The organism is Xanthomonas cucurbitae (assembly GCF_002939885.1).
Taxonomy (GTDB): Bacteria; Pseudomonadota; Gammaproteobacteria; order Xanthomonadales; family Xanthomonadaceae; genus Xanthomonas; species Xanthomonas cucurbitae.
Genome location: NZ_MDED01000004.1, coordinates 1 through 23913 on the forward strand (window position 1 = coordinate 1; position 23913 = coordinate 23913).

The window sequence follows — 23913 nt, forward strand, 5'->3', positions numbered from 1 at the left end:
CGAGCAGCATAATTGAAAAGGATAGGAACACCCTGACTCTTGGCATTTACATCCGCCCCCCGCTCCACCAGCAGCTTCACGCTCTCCCATTTGTTTTGAGTAAGGAATGCTTGCAAAAGCAACGTTTCGTCGTTTGCATTTCTCGTGTTCGGATCGCCGCCATGGTCCAGAAGCAGCTTCAAGTAGATCGGATCATCCTGCTTGGCAGCCCATACCATTGCATTATCACTTCTAAAATAGCGGCCTACGCTCCCGTCCTTGTATGTTTTAACAATTTGATCTGGCTTGCGTGCATTTGGGTTGGCTCCGTTTTCTAGCATTGCACGTAGGCCTTGAGGTTTCTGCGTGAGGATCGGCCACATCAGTAGTGGCTCTCCCTCAGTAGAGAAGGTCACATCGGGATCGACATGCTCCTCTTTCATCAACCGGCGCACTTCCTCGACGTTGCCATGTTCGGCGGCCAGCGCCAGCGCCTGTGCCTTGGGATCGGGAAAATACGCGCGCAGCGGGTACGCCGACTGCTGCGCAGGCGCAGGCAACGACACGCCGCCGCAGCTGGCGCAGACCAATGACAACGACAGAACGAGGAGTCGTAGCAACCTGGACACGGTGCATCCTTATGAAGCGGTGAAGGCGACCAACGCTTCTCTGCCGGCCGAAGATGGCCTTAGCCTAGACCTGGCAAGCGGCCTGTGCAAAGCGCGCGGCATGGCGTGTGTCAATCCCGCCGAGATCGCGCTCCTACCCGCACTTCTCGCAAGGTGAGACGGGACGTTTCCACCGTGGGGATGACGAAGTCATAGATCACGCGCAACGACGGTCGCGTGAGCCTGCTCATGATCTCCTCGCCCGTAGCAGCGTTGTACTTGCCACGGCGAGGGATGCATCCTGCCCGCCGCCAGGGGCGGCTCACGCAGGTCGTTGGTCAGGACAACAGGGCATCGCTGGAGAGGGTCGACGCTGAAAACCGTCGGCCGTTGCCAGCGTCGACGTCAAGCGCGAGCGCGATCGATAGGCAGTGTCGGGCATGCAAACAGGTGCTTGCCCAGCATCCGCTTCGGTCCTCACACCCGGCCGAATACCAGCGTGCCATTGGTGCCGCCAAAGCCGAAGCTGTTGGACATCACCGTGTTCAAGCGCGCGTCCTGCGTCTGCCGCAGGATGGGGAAGCCTTCGGCACGCGGATCGAGTTCGTCGATATGCGCCGAACCGGCCATGAAGCCGTCGCGCAGCATGAGCAGGCAGTAGATCGCCTCGTGCACGCTGGCCGACCCCAGCGAGTGACCCGATAGCGCCTTGGTCGAGGACAGCGGCGGCACGTGGTCGCCGAATACCTCGCGCACGGCGCCCAGTTCGGTGACGTCACCCAGCGGCGTGGAGGTGCCATGGGTGTTGAGGTAATCGATCGGGCGATCCAGGGCTTGCATGGCCATGCGCATGCAGCGCACCGCGCCTTCGCCGCTGGGCGCGACCATGTCCGCGCCATCGGAGGTCACGCCGTAGCCGATCAACTCGGCATGGATGCGTGCGCCACGCGCAACGGCGTGGTCGTAATCCTCCAGCACCAACATGCCGCCGCCACTGCCGATGACGAATCCGTCGCGCTGCGCATCGTAGGGGCGCGAGGCCACCGTGGGGCGGTCGTTGAAGCCGGTGGACAGTGCGCCCATCGCATCGAACATCACGCTCATGGTCCAGTGCAGTTCTTCGCCGGCACCGGCGAACATCACGTCCTGCGCGCCGTGGCGGATCAGATCGGCGGCCGCACCGATGCAATGCGCCGAGGTCGCGCAGGCCGCCGAGAGCGAGTAGCTCAGGCCGCGGATCTTGAACGCGGTGGCCAGCGAGGCGGACACCGCCGAGCACATCGTGCGCGGCACCATGTAGGGGCCCACCTTGCGCACACCACGCGCGCGCAGCAGATCGGCGGTTTCCACCTGCCATTGGCTGGAGCCGCCGCCGGAACCGGCAATCACGCCGGTGCGCACGTTGCTGACCTGGTCGGCGCTCAGGCCGGCATCGGCGATCGCATCGCGCATGGCCAGATACGCATACGCCGAGGCATCGCCCATGAAGCGTTTGAGCTTGCGGTCGATCAACGCCTCCAGGTCTAGCGCCACGGCGCCGCCAACCTGGCTGCGCAGGCCGGCCTGGGCATGATCGGGCAGGGCGGTGATGCCGGAACGGCTCTCGCGCAGTGCGGTGGAGACGGTGTCCAGGTCATTGCCCAGACACGAATTGATGCCCATTCCGGTAACGACAACGCGACGCATCAGAAGCTCTCCGTGGAAGTGAACATGCCCACGCGCAGGTCCTTGGCGGTGTAGATCTCGCGCCCATCCACCAGCATGCGTGCATCGGTCTGCGCCATCACCAGCTTGCGGTTGATGACGCGGCTGACATCGATCTCGTAGGTCACCAGGGAGGCGGTGGGCAGCACCTGTCCGGTGAACTTGACTTCGCCGCAGCCCAGCGCGCGGCCACGGCCGGAGGCGCCGAGCCAGGTCAGGAAAAAGCCGGTCAGCTGCCACATCGCGTCCAGGCCCAGGCAGCCGGGCATCACCGGGTCGCCGATGAAGTGGCAGCCGAAGAACCACAGGTCCGGACGCACGTCCAGTTCGGCACGGATCACGCCCTTGCCATGCGTGCCACCGGTGTCGTTGATCTCGGTGATGCGGTCGAACATCAACATCGGGTCATTCGGCAACCGGCCGCTGTCGGGTCCAAACAATTCCCCACGCGCGCTGGCCAGCAATTGGTCGCGCGAATACGCACTTTGACGAGTCATGACGAACAGTGTCCTGCAAGGAGCGAGAGTCGAGGCCGGCAAGGGTGCATGAGGCCGCGCGGTTCAATCAAACGTTTTATCCGTACGCAGGCGTGCTGTTTTCAGTCATTGGCCTGGTGCGCACTGCCGCGACACCGGCGCCTGGACGGGATCCGGAGCGGGCCAGGCGGTGCCACCTCGCCACACTGGGGTTAGCCGGTCGCAGGGCCCATAGGGCAGCTGCGCAAGCGCGGCCGGCGGCGGTCGTGTCCGCTTGGCAGCGGCCTGGCCGTCATGCGCGTGCGACGCCCGTGCTCAAGGTGTGAGATGCCGCTGCTCTATCATGAGCCACTCCCAGTGGAGAGACCCCAGCTTGATGCGCAAGATCGTGCATGTGGACATGGATGCGTTCTATGCGTCCGTCGAACAGCGTGACGATCCAGGCCTGCGCGGCAAGCCGGTGGTGGTGGCCTGGCGCGGCGCGCGTTCGGTGGTGTGCGCGGCATCCTACGAAGCGCGTACCTTCGGCATCCGCTCGGCCATGCCGGCCCTGCGCGCCGAGCGGCTGTGCCCGGATGCAGTGTTCGTGCCGCCGGATTTTGCGCGCTACAAGGCGGTGTCGCGGCAGGTGCGCGAGATCTTTCATCGGCACACGGATCTGGTCGAGCCCTTGTCGCTGGACGAGGCATATCTGGATGTCACGCAAGCCAAGACCGGCATGCAGCTGGCCACCGAGATCGCGCAGCTGATCCGCCGCCAGATCCGCGAGGAAACCCGGCTCACCGCCTCGGCCGGCATCGCGCCGAACAAGTTCCTGGCCAAGATCGCTTCGGACTGGCGCAAGCCCGATGGTCAGTTCGTCATCGCCCCCAGTCGGGTGGACGCCTTCCTGCTTCCGCTCAAGGTCAACCGCATTCCCGGCGTGGGCAAGGTGATGGATGCCAAGCTGGCAGCGCTGGGCATCGTCACCGTCGCCGATCTGCGCCAGCGTCCGTTGGAAGAATTGCAGGCGCAGTTCGGTAGTTTCGGTCACAGTCTGTACCGTCGCGCGCGCGGCATCGACGAACGCCCGGTGGAGCCGGACCAGGAAGTGCAGTCGGTGTCTTCGGAAGACACCTTCAGCGAAGACCTTGCCCTCGATGCACTCGACCTGCACATCCTGCGCCTGGCCGAGAAGACCTGGCTGGCCACACGTCGCACCGAACGCATCGGGCGTACAGTGGTGCTGAAGTTGAAGACCTCGCATTTTCGCATCCTCACGCGCTCGCACACGCCGGAGCAGCCGCCTGCCTCACTGGACGCACTGGCGCAGATCGCCTTGGCGCTGACACGGCGCGTGGAGCTGCCGGCCGAGACGCGTTACCGCCTGGTCGGCGTTGGATTGGGTGGTTTCAGTGCTGCCGAAGAAGGCGCGGTGCAGGGGCAATTGTTTGGCGAGGTGCCGCAGGCGTAGGGCAGTGAGCGCTGCCATGCAGGCGTTGCATCAGTGTACGAGCGGACAAGGACGCGCATGCACCGACATGGCGTGAATCCGGCACTGCGTACACTGACATGTTCCCTGTACGAGGCCATGTGCATGTTTGCGTATCCGCTGGTGATCTTCGATCTGGACGGCACCCTGGTAGACAGCGCGCCCGACATCGGTGAGGCGCTCAACGCCACCTTGCAGGAATTGGGGCTGCAGCAGTTCAGCCAATCCACCATCCGCAGCTGGATCGGCGAAGGTGTGCAGGTGTTGCTGGCCACGGCATTGCGCGAAGCCGGCGGCACCCATGATGCTGCGGTGGAGATGCCGGTGATGATGCGGCACTACGCCGCCAGCCTGCTGCACAACCCGCAGTTGTATCCCGGCGTTGGGGAGGCAGTGCACGGCCTGCGCGATGCCGGTGCAACGTTGGCGCTGTGCACCAACAAGCCCTCGCGCTTCATCGCTCCCTTGCTGGAGCACCTGGGCATCGCCGCGCTGTTCAGTGCCGTGCTCGGCGGCGATTCCCTGCCGCAACGCAAGCCCGACCCGGCACCGCTGCTGCACCTGGCCTGGCAGTTCCAGCTCCCCCCGCAGCACTGCCTGATGGTCGGTGATTCGGGCACCGATGCGGCAGCGGCAAATGCCGCCGGCATGCCGTTGGCGATGGTGCGTTACGGCTATCTGCGCGGCTTCGATCCGCAGACCTCCGGTGCGGTGGCCATCGTCGATGACATGCGCGAGCTGCTGGCGCTGCGCTGACGCACTGCCGGCACATCTCGATCGCAATGCAACTTGCCAGCCGCACCAGCCCACTCGCGTTCAGTCGCCGCGCGCGGTGTCCATCCCCGTATCGTCATCGCGCAGGTCGCCTGCAGCGTCGTGCAGGCCGTCGTTGTCGGTACGCGCGTAGTGCACGGTCTCCACCGGCCCACCGACCGCGCGGCCGCGCACCGGCAGCAGTGCGCTGGCGGCTTCATATTCGGCCAGCAAGGCATGTCGGCGCGCTTCGGGAACCTCTTGCCAATGGCAGTCCGCCAGTGCCCCTTCTAGCGAATACAGCAGGTTGAGGCTGGGCTTGAATCCGGCACGGCGCACCTTGACGAAGGCGCCCACCGCACCCACCGCCTGCAGATCCTGCTGCGTGCGCAAGCCGACCTGGCGCAGCCAGGCCGCGCTCTTGGGGCCGATGTTGCGCAGCCGCTCGGTGGTCACGTCAATGCGCCGACGAAGACCTGCGCAATCGCTTCCAGGCCGCGCTGGTCGTCTGCATCGAATCGGTCTAGGTGCGGACTGTCCAGATCCAGCACGCCGATCAACGCATCGCCCTTGACCAAGGGAATCACCAGTTCTGAGCGCGAGGCCGAATCGCAGGCGATATGCCCCGGGAATGCGTCCACGTCGGCAATACGCTGGGTCTGTCGGGTAGTGGCGGCTGCGCCGCAAACACCCTTGTCCAGCGGAATGCGCACGCATGCCGGCAGGCCTTGGAACGGCCCCACCACCAGCTCGCGGCCGTCGTAGAGGTAGAAGCCGGCCCAGTTGAGTGCGGGAAGCGAGTTGAAGATCAGTGCGGCCAGGTTGGCGGCATTGGCGATCCGGTCCTGCTCGCCGTGCACCAGGGCCTGGGCCTGGGCGGTGAGCTGGGCGTATTGTTCCGGCTTGCTGCCGGTCAGCGATGAGGTAGCGAACATGCGCGAAGTCTAGCAGCGGCGGTCTGCCGCGGCGTTGCGACGGTGGCGCTGGCTCTGCGCGGCAGCGGCGGACACTGTTTTCCAGCGGCATCGCCACCCGGGCAAGCATGTCAAAGGCTGACGATCCAGATCCAGATCCAGATCCAGATCCGCCTCCCGCCTCCCGCCTCCCGCCTCCCGCCTCCCGCCTCCCGCCTCCCGAATCCCGAATCCCGAATCCCGAATCCCGAATCCCGAATCCCGCCTCCCGAATCCCGAATCCCGAATCCCGAATCCCGAATCCCGATTCCCGATTCCCGATTCCCGATTCCCGATTCCCGATTCCGCCGCCCAGACCCGCGTTATGCTGCGCGCCCTCACGGCAATGGCGGCGCGGCCGCAGGATCAGGCGCATGCAGTACCCGGCGTTCTACGTCACCGGCACCGACACCGGTATCGGCAAGACCATGGCCAGCACCGCGGTGCTGCATGCCTTGCGCGCACGCGGCCACACCGCAGTGGGCATGAAGCCAGTCGCCAGCGGCTGTGCGCGCACGCTGCAGGGGTGGCGCAACGAGGACGCGCTGGCGCTGCAGGCGGCCAGCGATCCGCAGCCGGAGTACGCCACGCTCAATCCCTACGCCTTGCCTGCGCCACTGGCGCCGGAATTGGCAGCCGCAGATGTCGGCGTGACCCTGTCGCTGGCGCCGATCGCCCACGCGTTCGCGCAGCTGCGCGCGCAGGCGCAGATGGTGGTGGTCGAAGGCGTCGGCGGCTGGGCCGCGCCGCTGAGCGCGGATCTGGATCAGGCCGATCTGGTGCGTGCGCTGCAGTTGCCGGTGGTGCTGGTGGTGGGTGTACGGCTGGGCTGCATCAACCACGCGCGCTTGAGCGCCGCCGCCATCGCCGCCGACGGGCTGGACTGCGTCGGCTGGATCGCCAACGAGGTGGATCCGCAGATGGAGCGGGTTGAAGAGAACATCGCCATGCTCGGCCAGCGGCTGGCAATGCCGTGTTGGGGGCGGATCCGCTGGCGACCCGGTGCCGATGCCGCCAGCCAGGCGCAAGGCCTGCAGCTGCCGGCCTAGCCTGCGGCAGTCATCGCGACATGTCGCTGTGACCGGTGCGGTGCCTGACCGCGTCGCGTGCGCTTTCGGCAACTGGACGTTGCGCCGTCGTTGCCGTGCGGCCGGCTGGGGTACGCGCATTGCGGCCGCCTGCATGCCCCCACTGCATCCTCACACCACATGCCCGGGCATCGAAGATGCCCGACGGCAATCCATAAAAAAGCCCGACAGAGGGAGGGATCTGTCGGGCCGGATTGCATGGGGGGAGGGACCCATGCAAAGACGCTGAATGTTGTTGGCCGTTACTTGCGCCGGGTCTTGCCTGCTGCGCCGGCCTGGTCACTGCCGGTTTCGAACTGCTGCCGGGCAAATTGCCCAAGTTCGCTGGACATCTTCAACCCCATCCCGACCACTTCCTGGTTCGCCGATGCCAGCCGTTCCAGGTTGTCGCGGGCCAGTTGCAGGCCCTTGGGCCAGAGCGTCTGGTAGGCACCCAGATTGCGCGCCTGCGCGAATTCACCGAAGAAGCGGGTGGTCGCGTTGACGTTCTGCTCCAGCGTGTCCAATGCCAACTGGTTGGCACGTGCTGCGGCAGCGGCGAACTGACCGGTGAAGCTGTTTTCGAACTGCGCCGACATTGCGAACCCCTTGGGGAAGGCCGTGATCGTGTGTTGCGTTGAAGCATACGCAAGGATTGCTGCGATGCAACAAGTTTTCTGAAATATTCCCAAACACCGAAAAAATCGCTTCTGATTCAGTGAGTTGCAAGTAACTCGAAAACGACGAAGCCGCCTGGTCGGCGGCTTCGGATGGTGCAGCTGCGCAAGAAATCAGCCGCGATAGCGGCAGCCGGAGGTGCAGGTCTCGTGCACCACGATCTCGCTCAGTTGTGGCAGCGCGGGCTTGAGCTGGTTCCAGATCCAGATTGCCAACTGCTCGCTGGTCGGATTCTCCAGCCCCTCGATGTCATTGAGGTAGTGGTGGTCCAGGCGGTCGTAGATCGGCTGGAAGGCCGCCTTGATATCGCCAAAATCCATGATCCAGCCGGTGTCCGCCCCCGGTTCGCCGCTGACATGCAGCTCGACCCGGAACGAATGCCCATGCAGGCGCGCGCATTTATGGCCGGGCGGCACGTTGGGTAGCCGGTGGGCGGCTTCGAGCGTAAAGACTTTGAAGATATCCATGAGGATGATTCGGCAAGCAGTAGGTAAGGAAGGGTGGGTGCCGGCCCGACGCCGGATCACGCAACGGCCTGGGCAGGCGGCGGCAAACAGGACAAGGGCCGCATCGCGGCCCTTGCTGGTTAACCGATGTGGTCAACCGACGCTCAACGCTCAGGCGCCGCGGTTGGCCGGACGGCCGTTGCCGCCACGCCCACCATCGCGCCGGCCGGCACCTGCGCCGGCATTGGCCTGGCGCTGGCCGTTGCCGCGCTGCCCACCCGGCTTCTTCGGGCCGGCATGCGCGTGCGCCTGGCGCGGTGCATCGCCATGCGGACGACGGGCATGGCTCTTGCGCGGTGCGCGGTCGCCACCCGGCTGTTCGGCACGGCCCGGCGCGCTATTGCCCCAGCGGATCGGGGTCTGCGGCTCGTAGCCCGGCACGTCGCGGATCTCCACGTCGCGGCCCAGCATGCGCACGATCTGGCGCAGCAGCTTGGCTTCGTCCTGCGCCACCAGCGAGATCGCCTCGCCGGTGGAGCCGTTACGGCCGGTGCGGCCGATGCGGTGCACGTAGTCTTCGGCCACCATCGGCAGGTCGTAGTTGATGACCTTGGGCAACTGGTCGATATCGATGCCGCGCGCGGCGATGTCGGTGGCCACCAGCACGGTCACGCGGCCGGCCTTGAAGTCGCTCAGCGCACGCATGCGCTGGCCCTGGCTCTTGTTGCCGTGGATCGCTGCGGTCTTGATGCCGGACTTTTCCAGGAACAGCGCCAGCTTGTCGCTGCCGTGCTTGGTGCGCGCAAACACCAGGGTCTGCTCGCGGCTGTCCTGCGCCAGCAGGTGCAGCAGCAGGTCGCGCTTGCGCGCGCCATCGACCGGGTGCACGCGGTGGGTGATGCTCTCGGCCACGGTGTTGCTTGGGGTGACCTGGATCTGCATCGGGTTGCGCATGAACTCCAGCGCCAGCTGCTTGATGTTCTCTTCAAAGGTCGCCGAGAACAGCAGGGTCTGGCGGTTCTGCCGCGGCAGCTTGGTCAGGATGCGCTTGATCGACGGCAAAAAGCCCATGTCGAGCATGCGGTCGGCTTCGTCCAGGATCAGCACTTCGATGCCGGACAGGTCCACGCTGCGGCGCTCGATATGGTCGATCAGGCGGCCCGGGCAGGCGATCAGCAGGTCCACGCCACGACGCAGCGCATCGAGCTGGTTGCCCATGCCCACGCCGCCGTAGATCACCGCGCTGGGAATGCGCAGGTACTTGCTGTAGCCGCGCAGGCTGTCGTGCACCTGGGTGGCCAGCTCGCGGGTGGGGGTCAGGATCAGCGCGCGCGGCTTGCGCGGGCCATTGACCGGCTGCGGCGAGGTGCCCAGGTGCTGCAGCAGCGGCAGGCCGAACGCGGCGGTCTTGCCGGTGCCGGTCTGTGCGCCGGCCAGCAGGTCGTGACCTTCCAGCACCAGCGGAATCGCCTGCTGCTGGATCGGGGTGGGGGTTTCATAGCCCTGCTCGGCCAACGCGCGCAGCAGGAAGGGCGCCAGGCCCAGGGATTCAAACGACATCAGGAAGCTCCAAGTAAAGCGCTGCCACCAGGCCGGGCCCGGAGCGCAAACGCAGTGCAGATGCAAAAAGGTGAGGCTCGGAGCGTTCCCGTGAACCGCGCTGCGAGATGGTGGAACAACCCGATCAAGGAGCGATGGGTTTGTCGGCACCACGAAAGGCGTCGGGTGGGGCGGGCGAGCGGGTCGATCGATCCTGGCCTCGCCGGCGGTCCCAAAGGGAAACGGACGGCCGCATGCAGACCCGGCCAGTGTACGCGCGATTGGCGCGCTGCACAAAAGTTCCGTTTCGCGGTTGGGGTGCGAGTCAGTTGTTTCAGCTGTAACGGGTGTTGCAACAGGTCGTACAATCGGCTGATCCGCTACTGCACAGGAAGATCATGAAGCTAGGTTCCCTGAAGGAAGGCGGCCGCGACGGCAGCCTGATCGTGGTCTCCCGCGACCTGGGCAAGGCCGTGCGTGCCACCGGCATCGCGCCCACCCTGCAGCGTGCGCTGGAAGACTGGAGCAACATCGCGCCGCGCCTGAATGCCCTGTCCAACGCGCTCGAAGACGGCAGTGCCGATGGCGTCTTCGACCTGGACCCGCAGGCGCTGGCCGCGCCGCTGCCGCGCGCCTACGAGTTCGTCGATGGCAGTGCCTATCTGCCGCATGTGGAGCGCGTGCGCCGCGCCCGCAATGCCGAGGTGCCGGAGAGCTTCTACACCGACCCGCTGATGTACCAGGCCACCAGCGCCGGATTCTATGGCCCGCGCGATGCCATCAAGGTCGTCAGCGAAGACCACGGCATCGACCTGGAAGCCGAGCTGGTGGTCATCACCGACGATGTGCCGATGGGCGCCTCGACCGCGCAGGCGGCCGGGCATATCCAGCTGATCGGCCTGGTCAACGATGTCTCCCTGCGCAACCTGATTCCGGCCGAGCTCGCCAAGGGCTTTGGCTTCGTGCAGTCCAAACCGCGCTCGGCCCTGTCGCCGGTGTTCGTCACCCCCGACGAGCTGGGCGATGCCTGGCGCGGCAACAAGGTGCATCTGCCGCTGGTGACGCATATCAACGGCGCCTGGTTCGGGGCGCCGGAGGCCGGCAACGACATGCAGTTCGACTTTGCCCAGCTGGTGGCGCATGCCGCCAAGACCCGGCCGTTGTCGGCCGGCACCATCGTCGGCTCGGGCACCATCGCCAATCAGGACACCACGCTGGGCGCCTCGTGTTTCGCCGAACAGCGCGTGGTGGAAACCTTGCGCGACGGCAAGCCGAGTACGCCGTTCATGTCCTTCGGCGACGAGGTGCGGATCGAGATGTTCGCCGCCGATGGCAGCAGCCTCTTCGGCGCGATCGAGCAGCGCATCGAACGGCAGCCGCTACCGTGACGCGGGCGGCTGCGGCTGCGGGCGGCGGCCACCCATGAACACGGTCCTGGAGCTGTTTTCGTACTGGCGCTCCAGTGCGGCCTATCGCGTGCGCATCGGGCTGCAGTTGAAGGCGCTGGACCATGTCATCCACCCGGTGCATCTGGTGCGCGACGGCGGTGAGCAGCATGCGCCGGCCTATGCGCAGCTCAATCCGCAGGAGCTGGTGCCCACGCTACGCCATGGCAGCGTGGTGATCGCGCAGTCGCTGGCGATTCTGGAGTATCTGGAAGAGGCGTTCGCAGGCACCGCCGCGCTGCTGCCATCTGCGCCGGCCGAGCGCGCCCGCGTGCGCGCATTGGCCCAACTCATCGCCTGCGACGTGCATCCGCTCAATAATCTGCGCGTCATGCAACTGCTGGAGCGCGAGTTCGCGCAGGACGCCGCGCAGCGCCTGCACTGGACCCGGCACTGGATGCAGTGCGGGTTCGCCGCACTGGAAGCCCAGCTGGCGCGCGATGCGCACACCGGGCGCTTCTGCCATGGCGACACCCCGGGGCTGGCCGATTGCGTGTTGATTCCGCAGCTCTACAACGCGCACCGGTTCGATGTCGATCTGGCGCCGTACCCGACCTTGCAACGCATTGAGCAGGCTTGCCTGGCGTTGCCGGCGTTCGATGCGGCGCGGCCGGAACTGCAGGCTGACGCGGTGGCGTGAGAGCAGAGGTTGCGGCCCCTCATCCGCCCTTCGGGCACCTTCTCCCGTGGTACGGGAGAAGGGCAGTGCGCCACGCCTCTGATCTTCACTTCTCCCGTAAGTTGGGAAAATGCCAATGCGGCATGCCTCTGATCTTCCTTCTCCCGCTTGCGGGAGAAGGTGGCGCGCAGCGCCGGATGAGGGGCGCTTGTCCCACAGGTCCGCCCTGGACCATCAACAGCCAGTGACCCCAAGCGCCGCAAGATCACCGATCTTCGCCGCCAAACCGATCAGATGAACCCGTGACTGATCTTCGGGGCCGATGCCGCCTCGTAGTCGGCATAGGGGTCGTGTTCGCCGGAGCCGCCTTCGGACAGGCGGAACTTCAGCGCCAGGCCATCGCGCGAATCGGCCGCGCGCAGCGCTTCCTCCTGCTCGATCTCGCCCGACTTGACCATCCGGAACAGGCACTGGTCGAAGGTCTGCATGCCTTCTTCCAGCGACTCTTCCATCGCCGCCTTGACCTCGTGCACCTGGCCGCGGCGTAGCAGGTCGCGGATCATCGGCGTGTTGAGCAGCACCTCGGTCGCCGGCCGGCGACGTCCATCCGTGCCCTTGACCAGGCGCTGCGACACCACCGCGCGCAGGTTCAGCGCCAGGTTCATCAGCACGTTCTTGTGCGCACTTTCCGGGAAGAAGTTGAGGATGCGCTCGATGGTCTGGTCGGCATTGTTGGAGTGCAGCGTGGCCAGGCACAGGTGGCCGGTCTCGGCGAACGCAATGGCCGCCTCCATGGTCTCGGCATCCAGGATCTCGCCGATCAGGATCACGTCCGGCGCCTCGCGCATCGCGTTCTTCAGCGCGCTCTGGAAGGCATGCGTGTCCAGCCCCACCTCGCGCTGATTCACGATCGACAGCTTGTGCTTGTGCAGGTATTCGATAGGGTCCTCGATGGTGAGGATGTGCCCGGTGGTGGTGCTGTTGCGGTGGTCGATCATCGAAGCCAGCGAGGTGGACTTGCCCGACCCGGTCGAACCCACCACCAGCACCAGCCCGCGCGGGGTCATGATGACGTCCTTGAGCACCTGCGGCAGGTTGAGCTCCGCGATGCTCGGGATCCGGCTGCGGATGGCACGGATCACCATGCCCACCTCGCCGCGTTGCTTGAACACGTTCACGCGGAAGCGGCCGGCATCGGGCAGGGCGATGGCCATGTTGAGTTCCAGCTCGCGCTCGAACTGCGGCACCTGGCCTTCGTCCATCAATGAGTAAGCGATTTTCTTGACCATCCCCGGCGGCAACCCGGTATTGCCGAGCGGGTAGAGCTTGCCTTCGATCTTGATGTACACCGGCGCGCCGGTGGTCAAGAACATGTCCGAGGCATTCTTCTCGGTCATCAGCTTCAGGAAGTAGCCGATATCCATGCGCAATGGTTCCCCAACAAACAGCAGCGTCTCGTTGCAAGTCCGCTGCTGGCTTCCGACAATAGCCGTGCTCGAGACTTCTCGCTACGGCTCCCCTAATGACGGCTAGCTTCGCATACTTGCGGCGATCCCTGTACGGCATCGCCTGTTTCATGGTTCTTTCCTCTCCGGTCGCCGCCCAGGTGGCTCCGGAGCTCACCGCCGCCGAACAGGCCGTGCAGCGCGCCACCCAGGCCGATGCCGACCAATACGCCCCGGATCTGGTCACCCTGGCCCGCCAGGAACTGATGCAGGCCCAGCAAGCACAACTGGACAAGCGCCAGCGCAAGCAGGTGCCGCAGATCGCCTTGCGTGCCGCCGCCGACGCCGATCTGGCCAAGGCCCGCAGCGAGGAAGCGGTGGTCAGCGCCCAGCTGGAGCAACGCCGCAAGGAAGTGGCGCAGCTGCAGAACACCCTCAACACCGGGGAGGGCGCCCGATGAACCTGCGTCCCTTGCTGTACCTGGGTGTGTTGAGCCTGGCGACGCTGCCGCCGCTGGCCGTTGCGGCCAAGGACGACCCGCAGGCCGATGCGCTGAACCGGCGCCTGGCCGTGCTGCAGAGCGATCCGCAGACCGGCGACCTGGCCCGCTACGAGCGCCTGCAGGCGCAGCAGACCGTGGCCGCGCTGGCCGAGGCCAAGCGCCGCGACCGCGACGAACTGCTGTTCCTGGCCGACCGTCGGGTCGAGATCGCTGAATTGACCGCGCGTACCGCGCTGGCCCGGCGCGAGCTGGACCGGCTGGAAGGCACCCGCAACGATCTGCTGATCGAAGCCAGCCGCCGCGACGCGGCGCGAGCGCGTCAGGAGGCCGAGCGCCTGCGCGTGCAGGCGCAGATCCAGACCGAAGAGGCCGAGCGCATGCGCCAGGCGGCCGAGCAGGAGACCCTGGCCCGCCAGGATGCCGAGCTGGCCTTGACCAGCGTGGCCGGCAAACAGACCGCCAAGCTCAACGCCGCCCAGCAGAAGGCCGTGCAGCTGGCGCACGAGGAGGCCGAACTGGTGGCCGGCGCCAAGTTGCCGCCCGCCAGGTTCGACAGCCGTGGCGAGGTGTTCTCGCTGGGCAGTGGTTCCTTCGGCGGCAAGGCGGCCTTGTCCGGCGATGCGGCCGGGCAGGTCAAGGCCCTGGCCGAATACCTGAACATCGGCAAGAAGGGCCGGGTCAGCATCGTCGGCTTCGATAGCGATGCGGCCACGGCCAAGAAGCGTGCCGAAGCGCTGCGCGATGCCTTGGTGGCTGCCGGCGTGGCAACCGCACGGTTGCAGGTCAGCGGGAGCAAGGGGGCTGCCAGCAAGACCCGCGCCGCCGAGGTCGTTGTCGCACCCTGATGCCAAGTGGTTGGAAGTTAAGGCCTTTTAACCCGGGCATGACGGCCGGTTGAACCGCGGTCGCCGAATCGGCCGAGGAATGCCAAAAGCGGTCGTTCCGGTCTTGAACCGCTCCCGCGACCGGGGTAGGGTCGTATCCCCGGGCAGCAACTCCGCCGCCCGGGCAGTACGGAGGGCCGGGCCAGTGACGCAGAGGCACGCAACGACGCAGATGGGTGAAATGGCTGGTGGTGGTTTCGCCCGTGTGTCGGCCTTTGCACTGCGTCGGTCTTCCATTCCCAAGTGGCGCCCCGTGCCGTTGTCGGCCGGGGCGTTCTTGTTTTAAGTGAAGGAGGTAACGCCATGTTCGAAGGGCAGCCGCAGACCGAAATCGATGCATTGATGAAGTCCGATCCCACGTTCAAGCAGCTCTACCAACGCCACAAGCTATTGAACAAGAAATGCATGGATGCCGAACTCGGGGTGCTCCCGATCGACGACGTCACCTTGGGCCAGATGAAACGCGAGAAGTTGCAGGCCAAAGAAAAGCTCACCCGGATGTACGACCAGCTGACCCACTGATCCTTCCCCACCGTTAGAACAGGTTCACCGTCGCGGGCGGTGGCGGCCTCCTCGTCGGCTTGCCACCGCCCGCGTCTTTTATGTGCGAGGCCGGGACGCCAGCGTGGCGGGCTGTGCGCCATGGTCGAGCCCGTTCGTTCAGGTCGGACCGGGGTGCTTTGTGTCTGAATGAGCATTCCCCGCCGGTTCGTCGGATAATGATCGACCTAGCCCATGCGGCGCAGCGACGATATCCCGATGGCGATGTATTCCTCCGTACTCGAACTGATTGGCAACACGCCGATCGTCAAGGCCCAGCGCCTGGACACCGGCGTCTGCGAACTGTTCCTCAAGCTGGAGGCGAACAATCCCGGCGGATCGATCAAGGACCGTATCGGCCTGTCGATGATCGAAGCGGCCGAACGGCGCGGCGACCTCGAGCCCGGTGCCACCCTGGTGGAGGGCACTGCCGGCAATACCGGCCTGGGCCTGGCACTGGTGGCGCAGCAGAAGGGCTACCGGTTGATCCTGGTGGTGCCGGACAAGATGAGCCGCGAGAAGATCTTCAATCTCAAGGCCATGGGCGCGCAGGTGGTGCTGACCCGTTCGGATGTGGCCAAGGGCCACCCGGAGTACTACCAGGACCTGGCCGCCAGGATTGCCGCCGAGACCCCGGGGGCCTACTTCATCAACCAGTTCGGCAACCCGGACAACCCGGCCGCGCACGAATTCGGCACCGGCCCGGAGATCCTGGCGCAGATGGACGGTCAGCTGGATGCGATCGTGTTCGGTTGCGGCAGCTCCGGCACCATGACCGGCCTGTCGCGCGCCTTCGCCAGCGCCTCGCCGCACACCGAACTGGTGCTGGCCGACCCGGTCGGCTCGATCCTCACCCAGTACATCGAAGAGGGCACGGTCAGCGAAAAGTCCGGCAGCTGGCTGGTCGAAGGCATCGGCGAGGATTTCCTGCCGGACATCTCCGACTTCTCCCGGGTCAAGAAGGCCTATTCGATCAGCGACGCGGAGAGCTTCCACATCGCGCGCGAGCTGCTGGCCAAGGAGGGCATCCTCGGCGGCTCGTCCACCGGCACCTTGCTGGCTGCCGCGCTGAAGTACTGCCGCGAGCAGACCACGCCCAAGCGCGTGCTGGTGTTCGTCTGCGATACCGGCAACAAGTACCTGTCCAAGATGTACAACGACTACTGGATGCTGGACAACGGCTTCCTGGAGCGCCCGCAGCACGGCGACCTGCGCGACCTGATCCTGCGCCCGTACAACAAGCGCGACACCGTGGTGGTTGGCCCGAAGGACCTGCTGACCACCGCCTACCAGCGCATGAAGCTGTACGACGTCTCCCAGTTGCCGGTGATCGATGACGGCGAGCTGGTCGGCATCGTCGACGAAAGCGACGTGCTGCTGCATGTGTATGGCGATGAGGCGCGCTTTCGCGATCCCATCTCTACCGCCATGGTCAGCAAGCTCGATCGCCTGGACGTGGCTTCGCCGATCGAGGCGCTGCTGCCGGTGTTCGACCGCGGCCAGGTCGCCATCGTCATGGACGGCAAGCAGTTCCTTGGCCTGATTACCCGCATCGACCTGCTCAACTACCTGCGTCGCCGCGTGCAGTGACGCCCTGCACAGCCGCGCGCCGCGTCGAGGCGCGCGGCGCGGGCCGTTCAGACCTGCTTGTTACAATTGCGCACTTTTTTGGGAACCTCCATGTCCAACCGCACCACTCACAGCCATGACGGCGCGCGCGCGCTGTCGCTCGCCACGCTGGCGATCCATGGAGGGCAGTCGCCGGACCCCAGTACCGGCGCGGTGATGCCGCCGATCTACGCCACGTCCACGTATGCGCAATCCAGCCCGGGCGAGCATCAGGGCTTCGAGTATTCGCGCACCCACAACCCCACGCGCTTCGCCTATGAGCGCTGCGTGGCCGCGCTGGAAGGCGGCACGCGTGCATTTGCGTTCGCCTCCGGCATGGCCGCCACCTCCACCGTGATGGAGTTGCTGGATGCCGGCAGCCACGTGGTGGCGATGGACGACCTGTATGGTGGAACCTTCCGCCTGTTCGAGCGCGTGCGCCGCCGCACTGCCGGCCTGGATTTCAGCTTCGTCGACCTGACCGACCCGGCGGCCTTCGAAGCGGCCATCGGCCCGAACACCAAGATGGTGTGGATCGAGACGCCGACCAATCCGATGCTTAAGCTGGTCGATATCGCCGCCATTGCCGCGATCGCGCGCAAGCATGGCTTGCTGGTCGTGGTGGACAACACCTTCGCCTCGCCGATGCTGCAGCGCCCGCTGGAGCTGGGCGCCGACATCGTCGTGCATTCGGCCACCAAGTATCTCAATGGTCACTCGGACATGGTGGGCGGCATCGCCGTGGTCGGCGACAACGCTGAACTGGCCGAGCAACTGGCGTTCCTGCAGAACTCCATCGGCGGCGTGCAGGGCCCGTTCGACAGCTTCCTCGCGCTACGCGGATTGAAAACCTTGCCGCTACGCATGCGCGCGCACTGCGACAACGCCCTGGCGCTGGCACAGTGGCTGGAAACCCACCCCGCGATCGAAAAGGTGATCTACCCCGGCCTGGCCTCGCACCCGCAGCACGCGCTTGCGAAAAGCCAGATGTCCGGTTTCGGCGGCATCGTCTCCATCGTCCTCAAGGGCGGCTTCGACGCAGCCAAGCGTTTTTGCGAAAAGACCGAACTGTTCACCCTGGCCGAATCGCTCGGCGGCGTGGAAAGCCTGGTGAATCATCCGGCCGTCATGACGCACGCCTCCATCCCGGTGGCTCGCCGCGAACAGCTTGGTATCAGCGATGCGCTGGTGCGGTTGAGTGTGGGGATTGAGGATTTGGGGGATTTAAAGGGGGATTTGGAGCGGGCGCTTGAGGCGTCTAGTTCTTCATGACGGCGTCGCCGCAGCGGCGGAATTTGTTCGCTTCCTGGCGGAGCGGACTTGCAGGTCTTCGTCTGCAGTCATGGGTGCTTCGACAGCCTTGGTTGCGACCTGTTTACCGCGTGTTTCCGCGCAACCTGCGTGATCGCGTGTTTTCGGCCCTGTCCGCGCGCTCCGTGGTTCAAACACAGTTTCAGCGGACCGATGCCTGGGAACTCAGCCTGGAAAGGGCCGAGATATCCGTGCCGAATACGGGTGATGTCGCTGATACACGCCTAACGTCGGTTGGGATCAACATTCTTGGCTACATCCGTGGCGAATTCGGGCTGGCGGAGAGCGCAAGAATGTACGCGCGTGCGCTCATTAACGCAGGTGTTCCAGTGTCGCTATACGACCTAGACCTGGGACTGCCGCACTCCTGGGAGGATCGGAGCCTGGATGGCTTCATCGACCAGCACATGCCGCACAAGGTCACAATCGTCTTCGTCAATCCAGACTATCTCGACGCTGCCTTTGAAAAAGTCGGTCGGGCTCGCATGGAAGGGCATTACATCATCGCCTGCTGGTTCTGGGAACTCGAAGTAATCCCGTCCAGTTGGCTGAGCGCCATTACGCTGGTGGACGAGATTATGGTGGCCTCAAGGTTCATCGAGGACGCATTTCGCGATGTTACTGACAAGCCGATCATGCGTCTTCCGCTGCCACTCTCCGACCAGCGTGATAGTGGATTGCAGCGGCGGGACTTTGGGCTGGAGCCGGAGGCCTTCGTCTTTCTTTTCACTTTCGATTTCCATTCCTTCGTGACCAGGAAAAATCCCCAGGCCGTGGTCAATGCATTCAGGCATGCGTTTCCCGACGATCGCGACGATGTGCGTCTGGTCGTGAAGTCAAGCAATGGGCACATGTACCCCGAACAGATGGCGGAACTCCTGAGCCTGGTCGCGGCTGACAAGCGGATACTGCTGCGGGACGAGGTGATCGACAGGATGCATGTGCGCGCGCTGCAGCGATGCTGTGACGTGTATGTATCGCTGCATCGGGCCGAGGGCTTCGGGTTGGGGCTTGCCGAGTGCATGTCACTCGGAAGGCCGGTCATTGCAACGGGCTGGTCGGGCAACATGGAGTTCATGACGGACAGCAACTCCTGCCTCGTAGACTACGACCTGGTGCCGGTTGCGGGCCGATATCCGGAGTCGGATGGCGCGCGCTGGGCAGAGCCGCGCATCGACTCTGCCGCAGCTGCGATGCGTCGGCTTGCGGACGACCCGTTACAGGCGCGGCGGCTGGGCGAAGCAGCCAGGGACGATATCTGCGCAAGGCTTGCTCCCCCAAGCGTAGCGGAGCACCTGCTGGCAAGGGCTGCGAAGGTGGTCGCGTCAACGCACTGACGGTGACTGGTTTTGTCGACCCTGTGATGTAGCGATCTGGTTACTCCGCTTCACCAAAGTAGTGAAAACTTTCAGAGGTAGCAACGTTGGACATGATCCGGTCCGTATGGGCCTTCCGATACTTCATCCTGTCGTCGATCAGGAATGACCTGCGTCTACGCTTCCTGCGCAGCAAACTCGGCGCATTGTGGATGATCATCCACCCGCTCATGCAGGTGCTGATCTTTGCGACGATTCTTTCCGAGGTGCTGGCCGCGAAGCTGCCAGGCGTCAACAACAAGTTTGCCTACGCGCTTTACCTGATGGCTGGAACTCTTTGCTGGAGCATGTTTGCCGAATGTATTGGGAAATGTGCTTCATTGTTCGTCGACAACGGCAATCTCATGAAGAAGCAGGCATTTCCTCGCATCTGCCTCCCGCTCATTGCAGGCGGTACCGTCATGGTCAACAACTTGCTGCTGTTTTTGGCGATCATCGTCGTTTTTGCCATTTTGGGTCATACTTTGGGGCTGCAGACAGGGTGGCTCCCGCTACTGATGTTGTTGACGTTGGCATTTGCCATGTCAATAGGATTGCTGCTTGGGGTCTTCAATGTGTTTGTGCGCGACATTGGTCAGGTTGTGCCGGTTGTTCTGCAGGCGATGTTCTGGGTGACGCCTATCGTTTACACCATTGACATCCTACCCGCGCAGACCCAGGAACTGTTCAAGCTCAACCCGCTGTTCCCGCTCGTCAGTGCATACCAGGGAGTCCTTCTTTATGGACGTTCCCCGGCATGGATTGAGCTTGTCCCTCTCATGCTGGCGACTGTCGTAATGTCCGCCCTTTCGTTGGTCATCTTCCGCCGCGCAAGTGCCGAAATGGTGGATGCCCTATGAGCCCGGTACTGATGGTTGAAGGGCTGGGAAAGTCTTACCGTGTCTGGGGTAGCGAGTGGCTACGCGCTGCCAGCTGGTTAGGCGTGAAGGTCAAGCCGCGAGAAGAGCATTGGGTCCTGCGGGATGTCGGGTTTTCAGTCGCTCCGGGTGAGTCGATCGGGATCATGGGGCGCAATGGCGCTGGAAAGAGCACGTTGCTCAAGTTGATCACTGGCACTTCGCAACCCACCGAAGGGCGAATTGTCCGGTACGGCCGTATTGCCGCAATTCTTGAACTCGGCATGGGCTTCAATCCGGACCTGAGTGGCCGCGAGAATGCCAAACATTCGGCCGGGCTGATGGGCTACACGCTGGAGCAAATCGACGAGGTGTTGCCCGAGATACAGGAGTTCGCCGAGATCGGAGAATATTTCGATGAGCCGGTGCGCACCTACTCAAGCGGCATGCAGGTGCGCGTCGCATTTGCGGTGGCCACCGCATTCCGGCCCGATATACTCATCGTCGACGAAGCCTTGTCAGTGGGTGACGCGTATTTTCAGGCGAAGTGCTTCAAGCGAATCCAGTCTTACAAGGACGAGGGTATGACGCTCATCCTGGTCAGTCACGCGGTCGGAGATGTTGTCAAACACTGTGATCGTGCCATTTTGATCAAGGACGGTAGCGTTCATGCCGATGGGCCCTCGCGTGAGGTCTCGAACCTTTATCTGGACGAATTGTTCGGCAAGAAGCCTGCATCGCTTCAAGCACAGGCCGATGATGCACCAGGCCAGATGCAGGCTGGTAATGAGGATATCTTCCATACACGTCCCAACTACAATGCGGGCGAGCACCGTTGGGGGCAGGGCGGAGCGCGAATTCTCGATTATGTTGTCGTCAGCGGCGGGGAGGAATTTCCTGCTCGCGTAGAGAGCGGTACCAGGACGGCATTTTACGTCAAGATCGCCTTCGATCAGGATTTTGACAGTGTAGTTCCAGGGTTTTTGATTAAAACCCTCGAGGGTCTATTCCTCTATGGCACCAACTCCTTTCTTTCCAGTGGAGGGCGGGCAGGGATTTCGGTAAAAGCGGGGCAGGTAATCGTCTGCAAGTTCAACATGCCTCTCGACCTCAATGAAGCGAACTATCTGGTCTCGCTCGGCATTTCCAGTGGTGACCCTCTCGTGGAATTGACGCCACTGGATCGGCGATACGATGCCATCCTGCTGAACGTGGCCAGAGGGATGCAATTTTGGGGAATGATGGACCTGAAGGCCGATTTCGAGATCGTTGAGGCCTTGTCATGACGGCGGCGGAATTTCATATCAATTCAAAGAGCGAACAGTCATGACCGAGTCATTGAGTATGGGTGCTGTTGTGGCAGCCCTGCCCGAGAAGTATCAGCCGATTTTCGGGCATCCTGAGCTGTCCGATGGGAGCTCGCGTGGTTGCGAGGATAGGTTATTGTTGATTCGCGAGTGTGCACAGCGCCTTCAGGCTGCGCTCGGGCGTCCGCTACGCGTCCTGGATCTTGGCTGCGCGCAGGGCTTCTTCTCACTGAACCTGGCGGCCGATGGCCACACGGTGCACGGAGTGGACTTTCTCGATCTCAATGTAAATGTGTGCAAAGCGCTGGCCGCCGAGAATCCTTCGTTTGCAGCGAGCTTTGAGCACGGTACGGTCGAGGACGTGATAGATAGGCTTGAACCGGGTCGGTACGACCTAGTCCTCGGGCTCAGTGTCTTCCATCATCTCGTACACGCCCGAGGCATCCTGAGCGTATCGGAGCTGTGTCGCAAGCTTTCGGAAAAGACCGCTGCGGGATTGTTTGAACTCGCCTTGCATGAGGAGCCGCTTTACTGGGCGCCATCCTTACCGCAGGATCCTGCCGAGATCCTATCCAGTTATGCGTTCTTGCGCCTGCTTTCGCGGCAGGAGACCCACCTTTCAGCGGTATCAAGGCCGCTCTATTTCGCGAGCAGCCGGCTCTGGTATGTGGACGGAATCATCGGCGATTTCACGTCCTGGACAGCCGACTCGCATGCGCATGGGCGGGGCACGCACCTGCAATCGCGTCGTTATTATTTCGGGGCACAGGTTTTCGTAAAAAGAATGACGCTAGGCGTTGAAGATCGCGCAGAGATCAACTTGCGCGAATTCGTCAATGAAGTGGAGTTCCTAAGCAATCCAGCACCCGGTTATCCGGCTCCGCGCCTGATCGCGTCGCTGAACGATTCCAGGGATTTGTTTCTTGCCAGGTCCATGATGGATGGGCGGCTTCTTTCTCAGGCGATCGACGATGGTTCGGTCTATGGCGCCGATGAGATAATCGCGCAGATTCTTGAGCAGCTTGTGTTGCTTGAGCGCGCCGGGTTGTATCACAACGACGTGCGCTGCTGGAATATCCTCATCACGTCGGAAATGCGTGCTTTACTGATCGATTACGGCGCGATTTCGATCAACGCCGCGGATTGCTCTTGGCTTGAGGATCTGCTGTTTTCCTTCCTAATCACGGTCAAGGAAATTGTTGAACGTCGGGTTGTTCCGTCCAGCCCGAGCCGTGAGCCTGCGCTGGATTTCACCACACTTCCCGCCCGCTACTGCAATGCGTTCGTAGCGCTATTTGGGCAGAATCATTCCCAGTTGACGTTCGCCCTGCTGCAGCAGTGTCTCGAACAAGCCGATACCGCGCCGGCCCCGCTTCCCGAGTGGGCATCGATTTACCAACGTCTGCATAACGCGCTACTTGTTTACAACGCGCGGCTGAGCGCGGTGCATACCGAAACGGAGCATCATCGGGTAGAGCTTGCCGCACGTGGCGCGGCGATCGAGCATTTTCGTGAGAACGCATCTAAGGAACATGGGCGCATCCAGTTGCTTGAACAACAAATTGCCGCTTCCGAAAGCAGGTGCCAGCGACTTGAGGAGGATAGCGAGAAACTGGCAGCTTGGGCCAAAGGACTCGAGGCTCAAGCGATTGCATCTAGCCGTGAGAGCGAAGCGTCGGCCGCGCGCGCTTCCGAGCTGAAATCTGACAAGGCTGTACTTTCAGCTAGGATCGCAGAGCTTGAGCAAGAGCTTGAAGAGCGCCAGCGTGCGCGTGAGTTGTCCGAGTTATTGGCCGTCGATGTTGCGCGGCTGACCGAAGAGCGCGACGCTGCGAGGACTGATGCGCTGCGCATCCAACGTGTGGTTGAGCAGCAAGATGCCACCAACGCCGCCTTGCAGGGTCGGGTTGCCGCACAGCAGCAACGAATTTCCCAGCTCGAGAACTCGAGTGAGCAGGATAGAAATCGATTGAAGGAGCTGCAAACCGATCTTTCCAGGAGCATGCAGGTCACTACTGCAGCACGAGAGCACATTCGCGAGCTCGAGTTGGCGGTGGAGGTCCTGGAGGGACAGATCGACAGCCTTCACGCAAGCCGGTCCTGGAGGATTACGGCGCCGCTTCGTTTGTTCACCACGCGGGTACTGAAACGTGGCGATGGCAATGCTGCGATTATCCGTAACGCGCGAGTCCCTCAGCCGGAGGATGTGGTAACCGCTGATGGTTCGGTGCCGACTCCGGCAGAAGCTGCAATGGATAAGCGTGTTGCCGCAGTCGATCAGCTGGGTAGTCGTATCCGCAAGTCACGTAAATAATCAAGAGGAAGTCAACGTCGTGGTAAGGACATCATGTAGGGGGGGGGGGGC

General features: G+C 63.5%; 23 protein-coding genes. 14 read left to right on the forward strand and 9 right to left on the reverse strand.

What is annotated here, in order from left to right:
- The 3 genes from XcuCFBP2542_RS03420 to fabA form a co-directional block, all read right to left on the reverse strand.
- Positions 1-608 (reverse strand): ankyrin repeat domain-containing protein (locus tag XcuCFBP2542_RS03420; RefSeq protein WP_104602366.1); only part of this gene is annotated, 608 nt, incomplete at its 3' end.
- 456 nt (positions 609-1064) lie between these two features.
- Positions 1065-2273: a beta-ketoacyl-ACP synthase I gene (gene fabB, locus XcuCFBP2542_RS03425; RefSeq protein ID WP_104602228.1), complete on the reverse strand. Its 1209-nt coding sequence runs from the start codon at positions 2271-2273 to the stop codon at positions 1065-1067.
- The gene (gene fabA, locus XcuCFBP2542_RS03430; protein WP_104602229.1) at positions 2273-2788 is read right to left on the reverse strand and encodes a 3-hydroxyacyl-[acyl-carrier-protein] dehydratase FabA; all 516 of its coding nucleotides are present in this window, start codon (positions 2786-2788) and stop codon (positions 2273-2275) included. Before fabA ends, fabB begins: the two co-directional genes overlap by 1 nt.
- A gap of 355 nt (positions 2789-3143) precedes the next feature.
- On the opposite strand from fabA, the gene dinB reads away from it, so the two are divergent.
- Positions 3144-4220, forward strand: a complete 1077-nt coding sequence (gene dinB / locus XcuCFBP2542_RS03435; protein ID WP_104602230.1) for a DNA polymerase IV — start codon at positions 3144-3146, stop codon at positions 4218-4220.
- 123 nt (positions 4221-4343) lie between these two features.
- The gene (gene gph, locus XcuCFBP2542_RS03440; RefSeq protein ID WP_104602367.1) at positions 4344-4994 is read left to right on the forward strand and encodes a phosphoglycolate phosphatase; all 651 of its coding nucleotides are present in this window, start codon (positions 4344-4346) and stop codon (positions 4992-4994) included.
- A gap of 60 nt (positions 4995-5054) precedes the next feature.
- Here gph and XcuCFBP2542_RS03445 read toward each other — a convergent pair whose 3' ends face one another.
- Both XcuCFBP2542_RS03445 and XcuCFBP2542_RS03450 read right to left on the reverse strand, forming a co-directional pair.
- Positions 5055-5447: a TfoX/Sxy family protein gene (locus XcuCFBP2542_RS03445; protein WP_104602368.1), complete on the reverse strand. Its 393-nt coding sequence runs from the start codon at positions 5445-5447 to the stop codon at positions 5055-5057.
- A complete protein-coding gene (locus XcuCFBP2542_RS03450) occupies positions 5444-5926 on the reverse strand; it encodes a GAF domain-containing protein (protein ID WP_104602231.1) in 483 nt (160 codons plus the stop codon). Before XcuCFBP2542_RS03450 ends, XcuCFBP2542_RS03445 begins: the two co-directional genes overlap by 4 nt.
- A 392-nt stretch (positions 5927-6318) precedes the next feature.
- On the opposite strand from XcuCFBP2542_RS03450, the gene bioD reads away from it, so the two are divergent.
- Positions 6319-6993: a dethiobiotin synthase gene (bioD, locus tag XcuCFBP2542_RS03460; protein WP_104602232.1), complete on the forward strand. Its 675-nt coding sequence runs from the start codon at positions 6319-6321 to the stop codon at positions 6991-6993.
- 281 nt (positions 6994-7274) lie between these two features.
- On the opposite strand, the gene XcuCFBP2542_RS03465 is transcribed toward bioD, so the two are convergent.
- The 3 genes from XcuCFBP2542_RS03465 to XcuCFBP2542_RS03475 all read right to left on the reverse strand — a co-directional run bounded on the left by XcuCFBP2542_RS03465 (position 7275) and on the right by XcuCFBP2542_RS03475 (position 9695).
- Positions 7275-7610, reverse strand: coding sequence for a phasin family protein (locus XcuCFBP2542_RS03465; protein WP_104602233.1), 336 nt, complete (start codon positions 7608-7610; stop codon positions 7275-7277).
- A 192-nt stretch (positions 7611-7802) separates the two neighbouring features.
- Positions 7803-8156, reverse strand: a complete 354-nt coding sequence (queD, locus tag XcuCFBP2542_RS03470) for a 6-carboxytetrahydropterin synthase QueD (protein WP_104602234.1) — start codon at positions 8154-8156, stop codon at positions 7803-7805.
- Positions 8157-8306: 150 nt separating this feature from the next.
- The gene (locus tag XcuCFBP2542_RS03475) at positions 8307-9695 is read right to left on the reverse strand and encodes a DEAD/DEAH box helicase (RefSeq protein WP_104602235.1); all 1389 of its coding nucleotides are present in this window, start codon (positions 9693-9695) and stop codon (positions 8307-8309) included.
- Between the two features lie 377 nt (positions 9696-10072).
- On the opposite strand from XcuCFBP2542_RS03475, the gene XcuCFBP2542_RS03485 reads away from it, so the two are divergent.
- Both XcuCFBP2542_RS03485 and maiA read left to right on the forward strand, forming a co-directional pair.
- Positions 10073-11062: a fumarylacetoacetate hydrolase family protein gene (locus XcuCFBP2542_RS03485; RefSeq protein WP_104602236.1), complete on the forward strand. Its 990-nt coding sequence runs from the start codon at positions 10073-10075 to the stop codon at positions 11060-11062.
- A 34-nt stretch (positions 11063-11096) separates the two neighbouring features.
- Positions 11097-11759 carry a maleylacetoacetate isomerase gene (maiA, locus tag XcuCFBP2542_RS03490; protein ID WP_104602237.1) on the forward strand — a complete coding sequence of 221 codons (663 nt, stop codon included), beginning with the start codon at positions 11097-11099 and terminating at the stop codon, positions 11757-11759.
- Positions 11760-12028: 269 nt separating this feature from the next.
- On the opposite strand, the gene XcuCFBP2542_RS03495 is transcribed toward maiA, so the two are convergent.
- Positions 12029-13162 (reverse strand): PilT/PilU family type 4a pilus ATPase, encoded by a 1134-nt coding sequence (locus tag XcuCFBP2542_RS03495; RefSeq protein ID WP_104602238.1) that lies wholly within the window; start codon positions 13160-13162, stop codon positions 12029-12031.
- A 98-nt stretch (positions 13163-13260) separates the two neighbouring features.
- Between XcuCFBP2542_RS03495 and XcuCFBP2542_RS03500 the strand changes: the two genes are divergently transcribed.
- From XcuCFBP2542_RS03500 to XcuCFBP2542_RS03540, 9 genes are all read left to right on the forward strand, one after another.
- Complete coding sequence (locus XcuCFBP2542_RS03500) at positions 13261-13644, forward strand: DUF4398 domain-containing protein (RefSeq protein ID WP_104602239.1); 384 nt, start codon at positions 13261-13263, stop codon at positions 13642-13644.
- Positions 13641-14531: an OmpA family protein gene (locus XcuCFBP2542_RS03505; protein WP_104602240.1), complete on the forward strand. Its 891-nt coding sequence runs from the start codon at positions 13641-13643 to the stop codon at positions 14529-14531. Before XcuCFBP2542_RS03500 ends, XcuCFBP2542_RS03505 begins: the two co-directional genes overlap by 4 nt.
- A 342-nt stretch (positions 14532-14873) precedes the next feature.
- Positions 14874-15092 (forward strand): HP1242/YdcH family protein, encoded by a 219-nt coding sequence (locus XcuCFBP2542_RS03510; RefSeq protein WP_104602241.1) that lies wholly within the window; start codon positions 14874-14876, stop codon positions 15090-15092.
- A gap of 237 nt (positions 15093-15329) precedes the next feature.
- Entirely contained in the window at positions 15330-16700 is a 1371-nt protein-coding gene (locus tag XcuCFBP2542_RS03515) for a pyridoxal-phosphate dependent enzyme (protein ID WP_104602369.1), read from the forward strand.
- Between the two features lie 90 nt (positions 16701-16790).
- Positions 16791-17990, forward strand: coding sequence for a cystathionine gamma-synthase (locus tag XcuCFBP2542_RS03520; protein ID WP_104602242.1), 1200 nt, complete (start codon positions 16791-16793; stop codon positions 17988-17990).
- Positions 17987-19366 carry a glycosyltransferase family 4 protein gene (locus XcuCFBP2542_RS03525; RefSeq protein WP_104602243.1) on the forward strand — a complete coding sequence of 460 codons (1380 nt, stop codon included), beginning with the start codon at positions 17987-17989 and terminating at the stop codon, positions 19364-19366. Before XcuCFBP2542_RS03520 ends, XcuCFBP2542_RS03525 begins: the two co-directional genes overlap by 4 nt.
- Positions 19367-19458: 92 nt before the next feature.
- The gene (locus tag XcuCFBP2542_RS03530; protein WP_167526814.1) at positions 19459-20244 is read left to right on the forward strand and encodes an ABC transporter permease; all 786 of its coding nucleotides are present in this window, start codon (positions 19459-19461) and stop codon (positions 20242-20244) included.
- A complete protein-coding gene (locus tag XcuCFBP2542_RS03535; protein WP_104602245.1) occupies positions 20241-21527 on the forward strand; it encodes an ABC transporter ATP-binding protein in 1287 nt (428 codons plus the stop codon). Before XcuCFBP2542_RS03530 ends, XcuCFBP2542_RS03535 begins: the two co-directional genes overlap by 4 nt.
- A gap of 40 nt (positions 21528-21567) precedes the next feature.
- The gene (locus tag XcuCFBP2542_RS03540; protein WP_104602246.1) at positions 21568-23862 is read left to right on the forward strand and encodes a methyltransferase domain-containing protein; all 2295 of its coding nucleotides are present in this window, start codon (positions 21568-21570) and stop codon (positions 23860-23862) included.
- Positions 23863-23913: the final 51 nt, after the last annotated feature.